Annotated in this window: 14 protein-coding genes; 11 read left to right on the top strand and 3 right to left on the bottom strand. The window is 71.9% G+C overall.

What is annotated here, in order from left to right; genetic code table 11:
* The first annotated feature begins 18 nt into the window (after window positions 1-18).
* The 3 genes from ACGWYJ_RS16035 (at window position 19) to ACGWYJ_RS16025 (ending at window position 2,630) form a co-directional block, all read left to right on the top strand.
* Window positions 19-774 carry a hypothetical protein gene (locus tag ACGWYJ_RS16035; protein ID WP_395106771.1) on the top strand — a complete coding sequence of 252 codons (756 nt, stop codon included), beginning with the start codon at window positions 19-21 and terminating at the stop codon, window positions 772-774.
* A complete protein-coding gene (locus ACGWYJ_RS16030; protein ID WP_395106770.1) occupies window positions 771-1,460 on the top strand; it encodes a hypothetical protein in 690 nt (229 codons plus the stop codon). The genes ACGWYJ_RS16035 and ACGWYJ_RS16030 overlap by 4 nt, the downstream gene beginning before the upstream one ends.
* Window positions 1,461-1,559: 99 nt before the next feature.
* Complete coding sequence (locus ACGWYJ_RS16025; protein ID WP_395106769.1) at window positions 1,560-2,630, top strand: M14 family zinc carboxypeptidase; 1,071 nt, start codon at window positions 1,560-1,562, stop codon at window positions 2,628-2,630.
* Window positions 2,631-2,651: 21 nt separating this feature from the next.
* On the opposite strand, the gene ACGWYJ_RS16020 is transcribed toward ACGWYJ_RS16025, so the two are convergent.
* On the bottom strand, window positions 2,652-3,200 hold the full coding sequence (locus tag ACGWYJ_RS16020; RefSeq protein WP_395106768.1) for a CGNR zinc finger domain-containing protein: 549 nt from the start codon (window positions 3,198-3,200) through the stop codon (window positions 2,652-2,654).
* Between the two features lie 60 nt (window positions 3,201-3,260).
* Here ACGWYJ_RS16020 and ACGWYJ_RS16015 point away from each other — a divergent pair, with 60 nt between their 5' ends.
* Both ACGWYJ_RS16015 and ACGWYJ_RS16010 read left to right on the top strand, forming a co-directional pair.
* A complete protein-coding gene (locus tag ACGWYJ_RS16015) occupies window positions 3,261-3,512 on the top strand; it encodes a hypothetical protein (protein WP_395106767.1) in 252 nt (83 codons plus the stop codon).
* Between the two features lie 133 nt (window positions 3,513-3,645).
* Window positions 3,646-5,193: an Nramp family divalent metal transporter gene (locus ACGWYJ_RS16010; RefSeq protein WP_395106766.1), complete on the top strand. Its 1,548-nt coding sequence runs from the start codon at window positions 3,646-3,648 to the stop codon at window positions 5,191-5,193.
* A 46-nt stretch (window positions 5,194-5,239) separates the two neighbouring features.
* Here the strand turns inward: ACGWYJ_RS16010 and ACGWYJ_RS16005 are convergent, their stop codons facing one another.
* Together ACGWYJ_RS16005 and ACGWYJ_RS16000 are read right to left on the bottom strand one after the other, a co-directional pair.
* Window positions 5,240-6,670, bottom strand: a complete 1,431-nt coding sequence (locus tag ACGWYJ_RS16005) for a glutamine synthetase family protein (protein ID WP_395106765.1) — start codon at window positions 6,668-6,670, stop codon at window positions 5,240-5,242.
* Window positions 6,671-6,796: 126 nt separating this feature from the next.
* Entirely contained in the window at window positions 6,797-7,192 is a 396-nt protein-coding gene (locus tag ACGWYJ_RS16000) for an acyl-CoA thioesterase (RefSeq protein ID WP_395106764.1), read from the bottom strand.
* Between the two features lie 121 nt (window positions 7,193-7,313).
* Here ACGWYJ_RS16000 and ACGWYJ_RS15995 point away from each other — a divergent pair, with 121 nt between their 5' ends.
* The 6 genes from ACGWYJ_RS15995 to ACGWYJ_RS15970 all read left to right on the top strand — a co-directional run.
* Window positions 7,314-10,685 carry a DUF4132 domain-containing protein gene (locus ACGWYJ_RS15995; RefSeq protein WP_395106763.1) on the top strand — a complete coding sequence of 1,124 codons (3,372 nt, stop codon included), beginning with the start codon at window positions 7,314-7,316 and terminating at the stop codon, window positions 10,683-10,685.
* Window positions 10,682-14,047, top strand: coding sequence for a DUF4132 domain-containing protein (locus ACGWYJ_RS15990; protein WP_395106762.1), 3,366 nt, complete (start codon window positions 10,682-10,684; stop codon window positions 14,045-14,047). The genes ACGWYJ_RS15995 and ACGWYJ_RS15990 overlap by 4 nt, the downstream gene beginning before the upstream one ends.
* A gap of 57 nt (window positions 14,048-14,104) precedes the next feature.
* On the top strand, window positions 14,105-15,211 hold the full coding sequence (locus ACGWYJ_RS15985) for an AAA family ATPase (RefSeq protein ID WP_395106761.1): 1,107 nt from the start codon (window positions 14,105-14,107) through the stop codon (window positions 15,209-15,211).
* Window positions 15,211-17,610, top strand: a complete 2,400-nt coding sequence (locus ACGWYJ_RS15980) for a DUF5682 family protein (protein ID WP_395106760.1) — start codon at window positions 15,211-15,213, stop codon at window positions 17,608-17,610. Before ACGWYJ_RS15985 ends, ACGWYJ_RS15980 begins: the two co-directional genes overlap by 1 nt.
* Complete coding sequence (locus ACGWYJ_RS15975) at window positions 17,607-18,761, top strand: VWA domain-containing protein (protein WP_395106759.1); 1,155 nt, start codon at window positions 17,607-17,609, stop codon at window positions 18,759-18,761. The genes ACGWYJ_RS15980 and ACGWYJ_RS15975 overlap by 4 nt, the downstream gene beginning before the upstream one ends.
* On the top strand, window positions 18,758-19,706 hold a 949-nt coding region (locus ACGWYJ_RS15970; protein ID WP_395106758.1), incomplete at its 3' end, for a hypothetical protein. The genes ACGWYJ_RS15975 and ACGWYJ_RS15970, both read left to right, overlap by 4 nt.

The following is a 19,706-nucleotide window of genomic DNA, read 5'->3' as shown; positions in this document are numbered from 1 at the left end:
AAGGTGCGTGGGGGCACGATGCGGCTTCACAGAGGTTCCCGGAGTGTCCTGTTCAGCGCAGGCGCGGTCAGTGCGGTGGCGGTGCTGGCGGCGGGCACCGCATGGGCCTGCCCACCGGAGCCGGGCAACCAGCAGACGGCCACCTCGCAGGCCCAGGGCGAGGGCCGCAACCTCGGGGCGCACGCGGGCCACGTACGGCGCGACGCGGCCACGAGCACGCAATCCGCCGCCGCGCCGGGTGCTCAGAAGGGCGTCCAGCACGTGGGCAACGTGCCCGAGCCCAAGGAGGCCACGTCCCTGGTCTTCATGGACTACGGCAAGGGCAGGGCCAAGCGCACCATCATGTACGTGACGGGCCGGTTCGGGCTCAAGGCGTACGACATCAGTGCCGACCCCCGCGCCCCCAAGCTGGTGGGCTCGTTCGACCTGCCGGGGTACTGGCAGGGCGAGGACACCGAGGCCGACCACAAGCGGAAGATCATCTACTTGTCGCGGGACCCGCGGGCGTTCGGCGGCAACACCGACACCGGCGAGTCGGGCATCTACGTCATCGACGTGTCCCGGCCCGAGAGGCCGACGCAGATCGCCTACACGCAGGTCCCTGCCGGGCACACCACCTCGTGCGTCAACGACTGCAAGTACCTGTGGACGGGCGGGCCCGCCAAGGCGTCGTGGATGCCGGCGGACTGGGGCGGGCGCCCGATCTGGGTCACAACCCGCGCAAGCCCAAGGTCTTCAAGGACCCCATCGACACCGGGCGCAACGACGGCGTGACCGACTACTCCCACGACATCCAGGTCGACTCCGCCGGGATCGCCTGGTCGTCCGGGCGAGGCGGGGTACGCGGCTACCGCACCAGCGGGCGCCACTACGACCCTGTGAAGAAGCGCTACCGCGTCGCCACCCCATGGAACCCGATCCCCTACGCGGGCGGCGGCATCGACGAGGCCACCACCTTCTCCTCGTTCATGCACAACAGCTACCGCGCCGTGGGCAAGACCCGGGACCAGGGCCCCGACCCGCGCAAGTGGGGTGACGGGCAGACGCTCATCGTGACCGAGGAGACCTTCAACCCGGGCTGTGTGAACGACGGCCTGCTGGTGCTCGCCTCACTGAAGGGCTCGTACGGCGGCCAGGGGTGGCGTTCCACCCCGCAGAAGCCGTTCAGGCTCCAGACGCTCGGTACGTGGAGCGTGGCGGGGCAGGAGGGCAGCCTCCCCGAATCCCAGACCCAGGACTGCTCGGCCCACTACTTCGACGTCAAGAACGGCGTCCTGGCGATGGCCTTCTACTCGCAGGGCACCCGGTTCATCGACGTGCGCGACCCCACCAACCCCCGCCAGATCGCCTACTTCCGGCCGGAGAACGCCCAGGTGTGGGCGGCCTACTATCACGGCGGTTACGTCTACATCGCCGACCACCGGCGCGGCATCGACGTCGTCAAGCCCACCTTCCGCTGACCCGGACTCCATCAGGATGCGGGCCGTTCGGGGGCGCCGCCCGTTCGTCACGAGCACCAGGAGGCTCCCCTCGTGCGACCTACCCGACCCTTGCGAACTGTGCGATCCCTTCGGCGTGTCCGTCTCCTCCGGCCCTTCGTCGCGGGCCTGTCCGTAGCAGCCCTCACGGCGGGCCTGCTGGCTCCCCCCGCCAACGCCGCCGCCCCCTCGTACCGTCCCAGCGAAGGGCAGGACGTCCGGCGGCAGGGCGGCCCCGGCCAGGGCGCACGACTGCACACCAATGCCGAGCTGGCGCGCGCCCTGAAGAACCTGCAACGTGCCAGCCACGGGCGTGTGAAGGTCCGCAGCATCGGCAGGACCAACGAGGGGCGCCCGCTGTGGTTCGCCACCCTTGGGACCGGCCCCGAACGGCTGATGTACGTGACGCAGCAGCACGGTGACGAGCCGCTGGGCACCGAATCGGCCCTCCTGGCGCTGCGCAAGCTCGGCTTGGGCAACGACCGCGCGTCCAGGAAGCTGCGTTCCAGGATCACGCTGGGCGTCGTCGTCCGCGCCAACCCGGACGGCCATGTGCACGAGTGGCGCTACAACTACGACCCGGACGCGAACCCGGAGTTCGGTGAGCCGGGACAGGGCTACGACATCAACCGCTACCACGATCCCGCGGTGAAGCCCAAGGACAACCCGGTGCCGGAGGCGGCCGCGATCCGCCGCCAGTACGAGGCGTTCCGCCCCTCCATCATGGTCGACTACCACATGCAGGGCCGCTACGCGTTCCCGCCGCCGGACGGCCGCGAGATCACGGCGTCCATCTTCTGGCCGAACGCCGCGGGCGTGTCCGACGCCGCGCTCAACGCGTCCAAGCAGGTGGGCGTGCGGGTGTACGGGGCGTTCACCAAAGCGGGGGCGGTCGTGTCCCAGTACCCGGGCGGCACGTACCAGGGGATCGCGCGCAACGCCTACGGCCTGCTGGGCGGCGCGTCGCTGTTGGTGGAGCTGAGCAACCTGCCGCCCGAACGGCAGAACTTCCAGATCCGCACGGCCTACGTCACCATGGTCGACCTGGCGTACGCCGCCGCGGCCGGCGCGCTGGGCGGCATCGACCCGGCCGAGGCCGACAAGATCCCGCCGCGCGGCCCGAGCCTGCCCCGCGGCTCCTCCACCGGCTGAGCCCGCGGGCTCTCGGCGCGTTCAGGAACGGCGCTTGCGGGCGCGGAAGGCGGCGACGTTGGTGCGGTTGGCGCACGACTCCGAGCAGAAGCGGCGCCGTCCTGAGCGTGAGGTGTCGGCGTAGACGCGGTCGCAGCCCTCGGCCGCGCACACGCCCGTCCGGTTCAGCCCGTACTCGCAGACCAGTTCGGACAGGTTCATCAGCGTCGTCGCCCGGAACCTGTGTGGCAGCACGGCGGACGGTGGCGCGTAGTGGATGTGCAGCCCCGCCGGGTCTCCGTGGTCGGCCAGGTGCGGGTGCATCGGGATGCTCAGCAACTGCTCGTTGAGCAGGTCCACGGCCGCCTCCAGGTCGGTCGCCTCGAAGAACCGCCGCAGGACGCGTCCCCATTCACGGAACGCCTCGGCGTGCCCCGGCTCGAACTGGTGCCAGAAGAATCCGTGGTCGCGCAGCAGCCCCCGCAGGGCGTCCTCGGAGTCGTCGCCGTCCCGGCTGGTCACGGCGTTCACCAAGGCGACCGCGGCGGCCACCCCGTGGCTCTTGTATCCGCTGTACCCGCTGATCCGCATTGCCGGGGCTCCCGCTCTCTGCCATCATGATGTAAACGTCATTATAAAGATAACCCTTACATGTGGCGGGCGCGCGCGGACGAAGCGAAGCGACGGCTCCGCGAGGCGGCCGGTGGGAACGGGATCCATGTGAACGAGTGCCCGCGCTGCGGATGGCCTCAGTCCGACGTCTACGAGGTCATCTCCCGGCATCTGACGTCCGAGGGCGTGGTGACCTACACCAGGTGCGCCTGCGGCGCCGTCCAGATCCGCGTGCAGGCGTTCGAGGCCGGACGGGTGGTGACCACCGGGCCCCGGCCGGGCGCGTCCTGAAGAGGCCGCCCCGGGGCCATGCCGGAAACGGGGTCGTGACGGAAACGGGGTCTTGCCGGAAACGCCTCGCGGGCGGATCATGCAGTCACCGAGGAAGTCGGGGGCCGAACGTTCCACCACCGGGAGGCGCCCCATGCCTGACACCCCCGACCCGACGGAAAGCGTTCCCGACGAACCGCCATCGTCGCCCGTCTCCACCGACAAGACACTCGGGCTCGGCGTCAGCCGGCCCGACCTGCCCGTCACCGACCTGCCCACCCCGGAGGAGGTCTTCGGCGTACGCAGGATCGGACCCAAGGAGCTGTTCAAGTACGCCGTCGGCCCGAGCCTGATCGCGCTCGGCATCTCCATCGGCAGCGGCGAGTGGCTGCTGGGCCCGCAGGCCGTCGGGCAGTTCGGCTTCGAGGGCGTCGGCTGGGTCATCGTCGTCTCCGCTGTACTGCAGACCCTCTACAACATCGAGTGCTCCCGGTACGTCGTGGCGACCGGGGAGGTGCCCGTGGTGGGCTGGGGCCGCGTCCCGCCCGGCTGGAAGCTGTGGGTGCCGCTGTCGGTGCTCATCGTCATCTTCTCGTTCATCGTCGGAGGGTGGGCCGCCTCCGCGGGGCAGGGCCTGTACGCGCTGGTGCATGCCGAGACCGCGCCGGACGGCGCCGAGGAGCCGCGGCTGTGGGCGATCGCGCTGCTGGTCGTGGTGTTCCTGATCACCGCGGCGGCGCGCCGGATCTCCCGGGCGCTGGAGCTGGCCAACTGGATCATCGTGGGCACGATCCTGGTGGGCCTGCTGCTGATGTGCCTGTTCATCGTCCCGTTCGGGATCTGGTGGGACGGTATCAAGGGCTTCGTCACCCCGGCCGCGCCGCCCGAGGGCATCACCGCCACCCAGCTCGGCGGGCTCGCCGGTTTCACCGCGCTGGCGTCCGGCCTCAACTGGTACGTGATGGGCCACTACCGGGACAAGGGCTACGGCATGGGCCACAAGGCCGGGTTCCTGTCCGGCATGCGCGGGGAGCGCGTCCAGGTGCTGGCCAGCGGCGTGACCTTCCCCGACGACGCCAAGAACCGGGCGCTGTGGAAGCGCTGGTACCGGCTGCTGCTCACCGACATGTGGGGCGTCTTCTTCGTCGGCGCCATGATCGGCATGCTGCTGCCGACGATCCTGATGGCCCGCGCGGTCGAGATCTCCGGCCAGGAGGTCACGCAGGAGAACGTGCCGACCTTCGTGGCCACCGCGCTGGACGCCGAGTACGGCCGCTGGCTCTTCTACGTCGCGCTGCTCATGGGCGTGCTCGTCCTGTTCAGCACCCAGCTCGGGATCTTCGAGGCGATGGTGCGGGTGACCACCGACGCCGCGCACGCCACCAGCCCCCGGCTGCGGGCGCTGCTGGAGGGCGACCCGCGCCGCTTCTACTACCCGTTCATGCTGGTGCTGCTGGTCATCATCGGGATCATCCTGCACTTCGCGCTGCCGGTCAGCCTGGTGCAGTGGTCGGCGAACATGTCCAACCTGGGCGCGCTGATCTACCCGTTCATGCTCATGTACCTCAACAGCAGGCTGCCGCGCCCGGCGCGTCCGCGCCCGTGGCACTACGTGATCCTGGTCCTGAACTTCCTGTTCTTCGGGTTCTTCTTCGTCAACTTCATCGCCGACTTCGTCGGTGACCCGCTCGTGACGTTCTGACCCGGACGGGACCGGGCTCGCAGGGGAGCGCCGCCACCCGCAGGCGTCAGTGACGCCAGCGGGTGGCGGTGGTGATCTCCTCGGGAGTGGCGTCCTGGAACAAGGCCAGCTCGCCGCGCCGCACCACCGCGACGGTGTCGACGAGGGCCTCGCCTAGGGCGTCGCGCAGCACCGTGTCACGCTCGAACGCCGCCAGCGACTCCTCCAAGGAGGAGGGCAGCGCGTGGATGCCGCGCCGTTGGCGTTCCGCAGGGTCGAGCCCGGCAGGGTCGCCGTCGACCGGCTCGGGCAGAGTGAACTCGCCGTCCACGCCCGCGCGCCCGGCCACAAGCGCGGCCGCCAGGGTGAGATAGGGGTTGGCGGCGCCGTCGAAGCACTTGACCTCGACGTTCGCCGTTTGGTTGCGATCGCCCAGGGGCCCGGTGACGAAGCGCAACGCGGCCTCCCGGTTCTCCAGGCCCCAGCACGCGAACGCGCCCGCCCAATGCGACGGTACGAGCCGCAGGTAGCTCGCCACCGAGGGAGCGCCGATCGCCAACAGCGCTGGCAGTCGTTCAAGGATCCCCGCGGCGAACGCCTCACCGGTGCCCTGCATGCCGCACGGGCCGTCGCCCCCGGCCATCGTGTTGAAGCCGCCCTCGGCGGGATCGTCCTGCCACAGGCTCAGGTGGATGTGGCAGCCGTTGCCGACCGAATCGGGGGCGACCTTGGGGGAGAACGAGGCCACCAGGTCGTGGGTGAAGGACACCGACCGGATCGTCTCGCGTACCAGCACCAGCGTGTCGGCAGCGCCGATCGGGTCCTCGGCCGCCACGGACAACTCCATCTGGCCCGCCGCGTACTCAGGGTGGATCTGCACCACCTCGACCCCGCTCGCCTCCAGCGCACGCAGCAGGTCGCGCAAGTAGTCCGACAGCTCCGACACCCGGGTCATCCCATAGGCGGGGCCGTTGCACGCAGGGACGAAGTCCTCCCCGTCCCCGTCCGATACCGCCCACTCCACCTCGAAGGCGGTGCGGACCGACAGGCCCTGGGCGGCCAGCCGCTCGACCTCCCGGTGCAGCAGCCATCGCGCGTCGATCGGATGGGGCGTGCCGTCCTGGGTGAACCGTTCGGCCGGTGCCCACGCCCACCCCGGCATCCCCGCCAGCGGCACCAGGCGGTCCAGGACGGGGTGCAGCCGCAGGTCCCCGGCCGGGCCGCCCGCGTACCGGCCCTGGGTGATGGAGTCGTCCAGCAGGAAGACGTCGAACACCGGCGACATGCCCACTCCCCAGGCGGCGGCGTACTCCAGCCGGCTGAGCGGCACGGCCTTGGTCCTGGTGATGCCGCTGGTGTCCACCCAGGTCATCGCGACCGCCGTCACGTCCTTGACGGGCAGTTCCGCGGCCAGCGCGGCGGCACGCTCGCGCCGCCGCTCCCGTTCGCCGTCATCGAGACGAGGCTGCGGGGCGGCGGTTCCGTCGTACTGGTTCACGGTGACGCTCCAACCGGGGTCTTGAGGACGGCCCGAACGACGAAGAACGGTTCCAACGCCGCGGGACGGTTCCAAGGACGAAGGCGCGGTAACGGCATCGTAGAGTCAGCGGAGCCCACCTGAGCGTTATACGCTCAGCGCGTTACGCACCTCTTCCGGTATCGGCACCGGCTTCGGCTCATGCGAGCCCGGTTCGACACTGATGAAGACGAACTCGGCCACGCCGATGCGACGCCCGTCCACCGACAGGGCCACCGACACGTCGAACGACGTCCGTCCCCATCGGGTGACCTCGGGCCGCATCTCGACCACGTCGCGCCACCTCGCGGGCGCCTCCCACTCCAGGGACGCCTTCTTGACGACGTAGTCGAACCGCCCCAGGTAGTCCGGCCCCAGCTCGCTCTGGATCCATGTGTCCATCGCGTCGTCCAGGTAGACGAAGTAGTTCGGGTTGTACACGACGCCCTGCATGTCGCAGTCGCCGTAGCGGGCCTTCACCCGATGCGTGAACCTCGTGCCCACTCGAACCTCCGTGCGGTCGATATCCCGCTGACCGGGTTGATCAGTACTGACTGACTCTAATCAGTGGATCTCGGCGCAACCGGGCGATAATTGTCGGCGGGCTGCCCTACCGTGTGGCGACATGAGCGACCGATCCGCCGCCGACCGTCCCACCGACAGCCCCGACCAGCCAGAAGACGGCAAGCCACGAGACGAGCGGGAACTCGTGCTCCCCGCCGACTGGCGGCACCGGCTGCACCCGCGGCGCGGGGGAGGCGCCGTCCCGGAGGTCACGGTCGACGGCTCCTCCGCCGCGAAGGCCGCCGAGATGCTGGACGACGGGATGGCGGCGGTCGAGGCGGCGCTGGGGTCGCCCGACAGCGAGCGCGCTGTGGTAGGCGCCCTCCGCCGTCACCTGGACGGTGACCCGGACCCGCTCGGCGCGGGGGCGGTCGCCGCCGTCCTGGCGCACCGGCACGGGGGGTACGGACACGTGCTCGGACTGTTCGTGGACACGTGGATCCGCGAGCACGGGCTCACGTTCGCCGCCTGCGCTCTCACCGAGTTCGCGGGCATGGCGGCGCCCGGCTACCGCCATCTCGGGATGGACCACAGGGCGATCAGGTTCGTGGACCCCGGGCATGTGATCCACGGCCTTTTCGCCGCACGGCACATCCCCCGCAAGGTACGCGCCCTGCTCGCCGCGTCGGACGACGAGGCGTACGAGGACGCGGTCAAACACCTGGCCGACCACCGCGCCATGCCGGCGCAGCAGGCGATGGCCTCGTACCTGATACCGACCCGGGCCGACTGGGTGGAGGAATGCGTCGCCGTGGTGCCGACCGCCCGACTGCATTTCGGCGGCTGGCTGCTCTGGTGCTCGTTGAGCTCCCCCGACCACGCCGAGGTGCTGGGCACACAACTGCCGCTGGGACACAGCGAAGTGCATACCGACGTTCTCGCCACCATCATCGAGGGCGTCGGCACCGCGATCGTGCCGGCGCTCGCCGTATCCCTCGATAGCAGTCCCCTGGACGCCGACCAGCGCAGGCTGGCCCTGCGCACCCTGGCGATGCTGCCCACCGACGAGGCGTTCCAGCTCATGCTGGACCGCGTGGACCGGCCCTACACGGAAGCCGCGTTGGCCGACGCCGCCACACGGTTCCCCAAGCGCGCGCTGCGCTTGCTCACATCCGCGTCACGTGGCGTGTCCAAGACCTCGTCGTTGGCGGCCGACGTACTGAAGGCGCACGTCCCGGCCCACCGGGAGCTGGCACAACGCCTGCTGCCCGACCTGCCCGCCCAGGACAGGGCGGCCCTGGAGGCCGTCCTCGCCTCCACGGCACGGCGTCCCGAGGCACCGGCGGAGGAGCTGCCGGCGGTGCTGGTCGCGCCTCCGTGGAGCACACGCCGCAAGGCCGCGAAGAAGCTGACCGTCACTGGGCTCGAACCGCCCGACCTGCGCTCGGTGTCCTGGGCGCCGGGCGAGCGCGAGGAGTGGAAGGCCGATTCCGGGCCGTCCCAGCACTGGCGGGACCTGGACGAGATGATCCGCGATTTCGACGAGCTGCGCGCCATAGACCAGGTGTACGTGGTCCTGCACGGCCCCAGGGAGGCCGTCCTGCCGATGCTCCAGGACTGGGTTCCCAAGGAGAACTGGTATCTGGGCTGGAGGCTGCGTGGGTTCGTCGCCCGGTACGGTCTGGACGCGCTGCCCATCGCGCTGCGCCTCGCCAAGGCGGGGCCCGCGAACTGGGGCGGGGCGCTGCTGCCCTTCTTCGACCGGCGGGTCGCCGCGCTCCAGGCGAACTGGCTCGCGCGGCTGAAGTCGGCCCGCAAGCACGCCGTCGCCTGGTTCGACCGGCACGGTCTCGAAGCGGCGATGATGCTCGTCCCCGACGCCGTCGGCAAGGCCGGGGCCGCCCGGCGCAACGCCGAGGTCGCGCTGCGCCACCTCGCCACCCGCCACGGCGACGAGGCGGTCGTCGAGGTCGCCGGTCGTTACACGGCCGAGGCCGCCGAGGCGGTCGCCGCGCTGCTGGCCACCGATCCGCTGGAGGTCCTGCCCGCCCGGATCCCCAAGGTCCCCGCGTGGGCGGCGCCGCTCGGCCTGCCCCAGGTGTTGCTGCGCGACCGGGAACGCAGCCTGCCCCCGGAGGCCACCGGGCACCTGCTGACGATGCTGGCCCTCTCGACGCTCGACGAGACCTATCCAGGGATCGACATCGTCCGGGAGACCTGTGACCCGGCGTCGCTGGCCGCGTTCTCCTGGGCGGTGTTCAGGCGCTGGCAGGCGCACGGCTCGCCGTCCAAGGACGGCTGGGCGCTCACCCAGCTCGGGCTGCTCGGGGACGACGACGCCGTGCGCGGGCTCGCGCCGATGATCCGCGCCTGGCCGGGGGAGGGCGGCCACGCCCGAGCCGTGCAGGGCCTGGACGTGCTCGCCGCCATCGGCACGGACGTCGCGTTGCTGCACCTGTACGGCATCGCGCAGAAGGTGAGGTTCAAGGCGCTCCGCGCCCGCGCCCAGGAGAGGATCGAGCAGGTCGCCGCGGAGCTGAGGCTGACCCCCGAGCAGCTCGCCGACCGGCTCGTGCCCGACTTCGGGCTGGACGCCGACGGCAGCATGACGCTCGACTACGGCCCGCGCCGCTTCACCGTGGGCTTCGACGAGGAGCTCAAGCCGTACGTCCTGGACGGGGACGGCAAGCGCCGCAAGGCGCTGCCCAAGCCGGGCGCCAAGGACGACCAGGAGCTCGCGCCCGCGGCCTACAAACGGTTCTCCCAGCTCAAGAAGGACGTCCGAACGGTCGCGGCCGACCAGATCCAGCGGTTGGAGACCGCGATGCTGAAGGGCCGCCGCTGGCCGCTCGCGGAGTTCCAGAGGCTGTTCGTCGGCCACCCCCTGGTCTGGCACATCGTCCGCCGCCTGGTCCTGTCGGCCGAGCACGACGGCGGCACCACCTTCTTCCGGATCGCCGAGGACCGTACGTACGCCGACGCCGGGGACGACGTCATCGACCTCCCGGAGAAGGCGACGGTCGGCATCCCGCACCCCATCGAGCTGGGCGAGGCCGTGGCCGCCTGGTCGGAGATCTTCGCCGACTACGAGATCCTGCAGCCCTTCGCCCAGCTCGGACGTCCCGTCCACACGCTTCTTGAGTCCGAGCGCGACTCCGGCAGGCTGACCCGCTTCGAGGGCATCACCGTCCCGACCGGGAAGGTGCTGGGCCTGCAACGGCGCGGCTGGGAACGCGGCGAGCCGCAGGACGCCGGCATCGAGGGATGGATCTCCCGCGAGATCGGCCCCGGCCTGTACGTCTCCATAACGCTCGATCCCGGCATCTCCGCGGGTTACGTCGACATGTTCGAGAAGCAGAAGCTGGCCGCCGTCCAGCTGCGCCGCGCCCACGGCGCGGCGCCGGATTTCGGCGACCTGCCCGCCGCGATGGTCTCCGAGATCCTCACCGACCTGACGAACCTCACCGCCGAACACGAAGGAACCCGCCCATGAGCGAGGACATCCTGGTGGTCCCCGAGGCGTGGCACCGGTCGATCCATCCACGCCGTGGCGGGGTGGCCTTGGCGTCGGCCAAGGTGGCCAAGGGGGCGGTCAAGAAGGCCCAGGGCTATGTGGAGCAGTGCCAGGACTATCTTGACGAGCTCACCGGGGATGTAGGGGACGCCGGGCTCGCCGTTCAGGCGCGGCTGTACCTGGAGGGACAGGCCGATCCGCAGGGCGCGGCGGTCGTCGCGCAGATCGCGGCGGCGCGGCAGGGGAGCGCCGACCACGCGGCGGTGCTGAAGGTCTTCCTCGACGCCTGGATGATCGAGCACGGCGCCGCTTTCGCGGCGTGCGCGGTGGTGGAGCTCGGGTCGATCCGGGCCATCCATGGCACCAAATCCCGTAACAAGCACAAGCGGGGGGCCGTCCGCCACGATTACGCACTCGGCTCGACCGCGGCACGGGTGTGTGCGCGCAAAATGCGGGCGTTGCTGGCCGCAGCCGATGACGCCGAGTATGAGCAGGCCGTGGAGCGCCTTGCGGCGCTGCGCGACGAGAAGTACCGCAGGCTCATCGTGTCGTACCTGGTCCCGACCCGGCATGACTGGGTCGCGGAATGCTGTGCCGAGGTCGGCCGCGCGCACGCGTACAGCAAAGACGACCCGCGCGTGCCGCTGTTCCAGTCTCTGGGAACCGCCGACCACGTGACCCGCCTGGGCACGGACGCCCTGCTGTGGTGGGCGGAATGCACGGCCGAGGTCCTGACGACCCTGGTGGACGGCCTCGGCGCGGACGTCCTGCCCATCCTCACCGGATCCCTGGACGATTCCTATCTCGGCAGCGCCGAACGCCAGCGGATCCTGGACCTGCTCAGTGTGCTGCCCACTGACGAGGCGTTCCAGGCGCTGCTCGACAGGCTCGACCAGAAGCACGTGCGGCCCGCGCTGCCGGCGATGGCGAACCGGTTTCCCGTACGCGCGACGCGCATGCTGGCGACCGCCGCCGCCGAGCTACAAGCCAAGGGGGACGCCAAGTCCGCAGACCACCTCAAGGACCTGCTGGCAGGCCACCTGCTGAGCCACCCGGACGCGGCCGACGCCGCCCGCCCGGGGCTGACCGAGGAAGGGCGGGCGGTGGTGGCGGCCGTCCTCGCGGCCACCGTACGGGTGCCCGAGGCGCCGGTGGAGGCGCTGCCGCCCCTGCTGGCCGAGCCGCCCTGGACGCGCCCTCGCAAGGCGAGGAAGCCCGTCGTCATCGCGGGCCTTCCCGTGCCGGACGGCGCGGACATGGTGTGGGCCGAGGGCGAGCAGGACGAATGGGCGGCGCCCGCTTCGCCTGTATGGGGCGGGGCGTTCCCAGAGGGCAACGACTGGAATGCGTTGGCCGAGAAGTACCGGCAAGGGGAGCTGCCGTATTACCTGGTGCCCCACCTGATGGCGCAGGGCCCGGAAGATGTGATACGTCCCCTTCTCTTGGAGTGGGAAGGCCCCGTCTACTCGGACGCCGACGACGTGCCCTACATAAGGTCCATCATCGGCCGCTACGGCCTGGACGCGCGGCAGGTGGCGCTGAAGACGGCCAGGAACAACCCCGGCTCATGCGCCAACGTGCTCCTGCCCTACCTGGACGCGCAGGTCGCCGTGCAGATGGCCGCCTGGTACGAACGCTCGAAGACGGCGCGTAACGCGGCGGTGGCTTGGTTCGAACGGCACGGGGTGGGGGCCGCCCGCATGCTGATTCCGGCCGCGCTGGGCAAGCCCGGCCAGGCTCGCCGCCAGGCCGAGGGCGCGCTGGTGCTGATAGCGTCCGGTACAGGGCACGAGTCGATCGTGGAGGCGGCGCGCGAGCACGGCGACCGGGCCGCCGAGGCGATCGGCGCGATGCTGACGGCCGACCCGCTGGGCCGCCTCCCGGCCAAGATGCCCGAAACCCCGGAGTGGGCCGATCCCGCCAGGTTGCCGCAGGTGACGCTGCGCGGGGACGGGCGGGCGCTGCCGGCCACGGCGGCCCGGCATCTGGTCACCATGCTGGCGATGTCCAAGCCCGGTCAGGTGTACGCGGGCGTCGACGTGGTGAAGGAGACGTGCGAGCCCGGCTCCCTGGCCGCGTACTCCTGGGGAGTGTTCGAGGAATGGCAGCGCAACGGCGCCCCGTCCAAGGACGGCTGGGCGATGCACCAGTTGGCGTGGCTCGGCGACGACGAGACGGTGCGCCGCCTCACCCCGGTGATCCGCGCCTGGCCGGGCGAGGGCGGGCATCAGAAGGCGGTCGCCGGGCTGGACGTGCTGGCCGAGATCGGCACGGACGTGGCGCTGCTGCACCTGCACGGCATCGCGCAGAAGGTGAAGTTCAAGGGCCTGAAGACCCGGGCGCAGGAGAAGATCGCCGACGTGGCGACGAGGCTCGGGCTGAGCCCGGAGCAGCTCGCCGACCGGCTGGTCCCCGATTTCGGGCTGGACGCCGACGGCGGCATGACCCTCGACTACGGTGCGCGCCGCTTCACCGTGGGCTTCGACGAGCAGCTCAAGCCGTATGTCACGGATGAGGACGGCAAGCGCCGCAAGACCCTGCCCAAACCGGGCGCCAAGGATGATCAAACGCTGGCGCCGGCCGCGTACAAGAGGTTCGCGGGCCTGAAGAAGGACGTGCGGACGGTCGCCGCCGACCAGGTCGCCCGGCTGGAGTCGGGGATGGTGGCGCGGCGCCGCTGGACACCGGAGGAGTTCCGGAGCCTGTTCGTCGAGCACCCGCTGGTCTGGCACATCGCCCGCCGCCTGGTCTGGCTGGCGGAGGACGGCGGCGGCGCGGCGCGGGCCTTCCGCCTGGCCGAGGACCGCACCCTCGCGGACGTGGACGACGACGCCTTCACCCTCCCCGACAAGGCGTCCATCGGCATCGCGCACCCTCTCGATCTGGGCCGGGACGTGGCGGCCTGGTCGGAGGTGTTCGCCGACTACGAGATCGTGCAGCCGTTCCCGCAGCTGGGCCGGGAGACCCACGTGCTGACCGAGGAGGAGCGCGCGTCCGGGCGGCTGGCCCGCTTCGAGGGGATCAAGGTGCCGGTGCACACCGTGCTGGGGCTGGTGCGGCGTGGCTGGGAGCGCGGCATGCCGCTGGACGCCGGCGTCGAGCGGTGGATCTCCAAGCCCGTGCCCGGCGGCCTGCACGTGCTGATCGACCTGGACATGGGCATCAACGCCGGCTTCGCCCAGGGGAGCGGGGACCAGACCCTGGAGGTGGTCTGGATCAACGACCGGCCCGGCGACTTCTGGCCCAGCAGGCACCCGCGGCACACCTTCGGCGAGCTCGACCCGGTCACCGCGTCCGAGGTGCTGGCCGACCTGACCTGGCTGGCCGGATCCGCGCTCTAGCCCCCCGACGAACCACGCAGACGACCCACGCAGACGATCCGCGGATGAGAAGAGAGCATGACCGCACAGGCACGTGAAGAGGAAGATCGGCTACAGCGTCCCCCGGCGGAGCTGCGGTTCGCCGACGAGCTGGCCAGGCTGCGGGAGGACGACACCGCCCCGCGCCCGCCCGGCTGGGCGCTGAGCCTGGAGGCGGCGCGCCGTTTCATCGTCGGCGATCCCGACCGGGGCGTGCGGCGCAAGTTCGTCGGCGACCCCTCGCTGATCGACCGCGCCCTGGTCGCGCTGGCCACCAGCCGCGGGCTGATGCTGGTGGGCGAGCCCGGCACCGCCAAGTCGCTGCTGTCGGAGCTGATCGCGGCGGCCGTCAGCGGCGACTCCACCCTCACCATCCAGGGCGGCGCCGCCACCACCGAGGACCAGATCAAGTACTCGTGGAACTACGCGCTGCTGGTGTCGGAGGGCCCGTCCACCCGGTCGCTGGTGCCGGCGCCGCTGCTGCGCGGGATGGCCGAGGGCAAGGTGGTGCGGTTCGAGGAGATCACCCGGTGCCCGCTGGAGGTGCAGGACTCGCTGCTGTCGCCGCTGTCGGACCGGGTGCTGGCCATTCCCGAGCTGACCGGTCCCGACGCGATGGTGTTCGCCCGCGAGGGGTTCAACGTCATCGCGACCGCCAACACCCGCGACCGCGGCGTCAACGAGATGAGCGCGGCGCTCAAGCGGCGGTTCAACTTCGAGACGGTGTTCCCGATCGCCGACTTCGCCACCGAGCTCGACCTGGTGGAGTCGGAGGCGTCCCGGCTTCTGGAACAGTCGGGGGTGGGCGTGCCGCCCCGGCGGGACGTGCTGGAGGTGCTGGTCACCACGTTCCGCGAGCTGCGCTCCGGCAAGGCGGCCAATGGCCAGGCCATGGACCGGCTGTCGACGGTCATGAGCACGGCCGAGGCGGTGTCGGTCGCGCACGCGGTCGGCCTCCGCGGCTGGTTCCTGCGTGGAGAGGAGGGCACCCCGGAGGACATCGTGGAGTGCCTGGCCGGGACCGCCGCCAAGGACAACCCCGATGACCTGGCCCGCCTCCGCCGCTACCTGGAGCAGCAGGCTCCGCGCCGGAGCGGCCGGCAGTGGAAGGCCCTGCACGCCGCCCGCCACCGTCTCCCGGGCTGATGGCCGCGGTGCACGAGTCGCCCCTGGACGCGGCGGCCCCGCACAGCCTGCCCGAGGAGGAGGACGGGGTCACCTACATCGGGGTGCGGCACCACAGCCCCGCCTGCGCGCGCCTGGTCCGCGACACGATCCGGCGGCTGCGTCCCGCGCACGTGCTGGTGGAGGGGCCGGCCGACTTCAGCGGGCGGATGGACGAGCTGCTGCTCGGCCACGACCTGCCGATCGCGATCTTCAGTCATTACCGGGACGAGCGGCGGACGCACGCGTCCTGGTCGCCGTTCTGCGCGTACTCGCCCGAATGGGTGGCGATCAACGAGGGCCGGGCGTGCGGCGCGGAGGTGCGGTTCATCGACCTGCCCGCCTGGCATCCGGCGTTCGCCGACCGGCGCAACCGGTACGCCGACGCCGACGAACGCTACGCCGAGGTCACCGAACGGCTCTGCGCGGCGTTCGCGGTGGACAATGTCGACGCCCTCTGGGACCACATGTTCGAGGGCGACGACGAGAACGGTGACCTGGGCGAACGCCTCGCCGCCTACTTCGACCTCGTCCGCGGGGAGTCCGACGCCGGGGAGGACGACACCGCGCGCGAGGCGTACATGGCGCGCTGGGTGCGCGCGGCGGTGGCCGACGCGGACGGACGCCCGGTCGTCGTGGTCACCGGCGGCTTCCACCGGGCCGCCGTCCGCCGCCTCGTCCAGGACCGGCGCACGGACCCGGGTGGGAACGAGGCCGGCTGGCCGGAGGTGCCGATGCCGCCGGAGGGCGCGCTGGGCGGCAGCTACCTGGTGCCGTACTCCTTCAAGCGGCTGGACGCGTTCACCGGCTACCAGTCGGGGATGCCGTCGCCGGAGTACTACCAGCGCCTATGGGAGGGCGGGCCGGAGGCCGCGGCGGCCGGGCTGACCGAGGCCGTGGTGGCGCGGCTGCGCAAGCGCCGCCAGCGGGTGTCGACCGCCGACCTGATCGCCGCGCGGACGCTCACCGAGGGGCTGGCGCGGCTGCGCGGGCACCGCCACCCGTCCCGTACCGACCTGCTGGACGGGCTGGTCGCCGCGCTGGTCACCGACGACCTCGACCAGCGGCTGCCGTGGACGTCACGTGGCCCGCTGGAGCCGGGCGCGCATCCCGCGGTGGCCGAGATGGTCGCGGCGCTGAGCGGCGACCGGGTCGGAGCGCTGCGTCCGGGAACGCCCGCGCCGCCGCTGCTGCACGATGTGAACGCCGAGCTCGAACGGCTCAAGCTGGACGGCAGGGGCGCGGTGAACCTGAAGCTGTCCAACGACAGGGGGTTGCATCGCAGCCGCGTCCTGCACCGCCTGAGGGTGTTGGGGATCCCCGGCTTCACCCGCGAGTCGGGTCCGGCCACGGGAGCGGAGCCGGTGCTGGAGGAGCGCTGGAGGCTGGAGCCCGGCGAGCACCGGCTGGCGGCGCTGATCGAGGCGGGCGCGTACGGCGCGACGCTCCGGGACGCCGCCGCGGCCGTCCTGGAGCAACGGGCCCACGACGCGGGCACGGAGATCGGGCGCCTGGCCGTCGTCCTGTTCGACGCCGCGCTGTGCGGCTGCGCCGACATCTCGGACCGGATCGCCGGGACGATCACACCCGCCATCGCCGCCGCGACCGACCTGGGCGGGCTCGGGGACGTCCTCGGCACCACGCTGGGCCTGTGGCGGCACGACCGGCTGCTCGGCACGGCGGGCAGCCCGCTGTTCGGCACGGTCGTCGAGGGCTGTGTCACCCGGGTGCTGTGGCTGGTGGAGGGGGTGCGCGGCGGCCCCGCCCCGGCGGAACCGGCCCGGCTGCGCGCGCTCGCCGCGACCCGCGACGCGCTGCTGCACGCGTCCGGAACCCTCGACCTCGACCGGGACGCGGCGCTCGCGGTCGCGGAACGGGTCAGCGTCTGCGCCGAGGCGCCGCCCGACCTGCGCGGCGCCGCGTTCGGCCTGGGCTGGTCGCTGGGCGCCGCCGCCGATCCGGTACGCGCCGTGCTGGGCGCGGCGAGCCCGCGGATCGTCGGCGACTGGCTGGCCGGGTTGTTCGCCCTGGCCCGGGACGAGGTCCTGGCCGCCGAGGACGCGTCGGCGGGGCCGGGGGAGCGCAGCGTCCTGGCCGTGCTGGACGAGTTGATCGGCGGGCTGTCCGAGCACGACTTCCTGATCGCGCTGCCCGCGCTGCGGCAGGCGTTCGAGTTCTTCCCGCCGCGCGAGCGCGAGACGATCGCGCGGCGGCTGCTGGAGAGGCGCGGCGTGCGCGGCTCGGCCCGTTCCCTGCTGCGGACCGGGCGTGACCCGATGGTGCTGGCCGAGGCGCGCGCCCTGGAGGAGAAGGTGGACGCGCTGCTCGCGGCCGAGGGCCTGGCCTCCTCCGGAGCCGAGGTGCGAAAGGAAACGGAATGAACCCCCGGCCCGACCCGTCCCTGGAACGCTGGCGGCTGGTGCTGGGCGCGCCGGCGGAGGAGTCCTGCGGCGCGCTCGGCGGTGACGCGGCCGGACGCGACCAGGCGCTCGGCTGGCTGTACGGGCGCGACCCCGACCTGGAACGGCGGGGCGTGCGCCGGGGCGGCAACAGGCCGGCGACCGGCGAGCGGGGGGCCGGGGACGGACCGTCCGCGCTCACCACCGTCGACTGGCTCGACGACGTCCACCGGCTGTTCCCCAAGGAGACCATCGAACGGCTGGAACGCGACGCGGTCGAACGCTACGAGATCCACGAGGTGGTCACCGACCCGGCCGTGCTGGAACGCATCGAGCCCAACCCGACCTTGCTGCGCGCCGTCCTGCGCACCAAGCACCTGATGAACCCGGAGGTGCTGGCGCTGGCGCGGCGCATCGTCGAGCAGGTCGTCCAGGAGCTGATGCGGACGATGGCCACGCGGGTGCGGCAGGCGTTCCACGGCACCAGGTCGCGGCGTCCGAGCCGGTGGAAGCAGGCCCGCAACTTCGACTTCCACACGACCATCCGCGCCAACCTGGGTCACTACCGGCCCCAGGAAGGGCGGCTCTACATCGAGCATCCGCACTTCGTGTCCCGCACGAGGCGGCAGCTCGACCGGTGGCAGATGATCCTGATCGTGGACCAGTCGGGCTCGATGGTCGGCTCGGTGATCCACTCGGCGGTGACCGCCGCCTGCCTGTGGGGGCTGCCGGGACTGAAGACCCATCTGATCGCCTTCGACACCAGCGTGGTCGATCTGACCTCCGATGTCACCGATCCCGTGGAGCTGCTGATGAAGGTGCAGCTCGGCGGCGGCACCGACATCGGGCGCGCGGTGGAGTACGGCGCCGGGCTGATCGAGAACCCGCGCCGCGCCATCCTCGCCGTGGTCACCGACTTCTACGAGGGCGGTGACCCGTACCGGCTGGTCCGCACGGTGAAGCAGATGGTGGAGCAGGGCACGCACGTGCTGGGCCTGGCGGCGCTGGACGAGGAGGCCAACCCGTCCTACGACCGCGAGCTGGCGCGGCGCCTGGCGAACGTGGGGGCTCATGTCGGCGCGATGACGCCGGGCGAACTGGCCGGGTTCGTGGCGGAACGGATCGGCCGATGACCCGCGCCGACCTGCTCGCCCTCACGCCCGACTCGCTGGCCGCGCTGGCCAACCGGGGCCTGGTCAAGCGGGCGGCCAAGGATCTGGACGCGGGCACCGTCCCGGACGTGAGCGTGGCCGGCGACGGGTCCGTGGAGGGCGTGTTCCCCGACGGCACGCGCACCACGCTTCCCGGGGGCGGCGGGCTGGAGGGCGCGTCGTGCACGTGCGCGGCCACGGGCGTGTGCCGTCACCAGATCGGCCTCGTCCTCGCCTACCAGCGGCAGGCGGCCGAGGCGCCCGACGAGCCGGCCGCGGACACGCCCGAGCCGTTCGAGGACTGGTCGCCCGGGACGTACGACGACGAGGCGCTGACCCGCGTCTTGGGCGAACGCGCCCTCACGGCGGCGCGCCGCACGTACCGGACGGGCTACGCGGCGCGCGTCCACCGCCCCACGGCCGCCGATCCGGTCGCGTCGGTGGAGCTGCCGACGTGCACGGTGCGGTTCCTGGTGCCGGGGGAGCTGGGCTACGTCCACACCGACGCGGTCGCGGCGATGCGCGGCGAGGTCATCGTGCTCGCGGTCTGGGCGTTCCGCGCCGCCGACGAGCGAGGACTGCCGGGCCCCGACCTCCGCGTGGACGTCGGAGGCAAGGGCGCCGGACAGGGCACGGCCACCGCCTCCGGCCTGGAACAGGTGCTGGACCTGGCCGACCAGGTGCTCCTGGAGGGGGCCATGCACGCCGGTCCCGTCCTGGGCACCGCGCTGCACCGCGCGTCCCGCGAGCTCACGGCCAAGGGCCTGCACTGGCCCGCCGCCGCGTTCGACGACCTCGCCGCGCAACTGGCCGCGTACCGTGAACGCGGCGCCCACCACGAGCCCGAGCGCCTCGCCGCGCTGCTCGCCGAGATCCACGCCAGGCATCGCGCCGCGCTCGCCCAGGGCGGCAGCCCGCGCTCGCAGG

Origin of the sequence: Actinomadura sp. SCN-SB, assembly GCF_043906805.1 — a bacterium.
Classification (GTDB): Bacteria; Actinomycetota; Actinomycetes; order Streptosporangiales; family Streptosporangiaceae; genus Spirillospora.
This window is presented reverse-complemented; position numbering and strand designations above follow the sequence as displayed.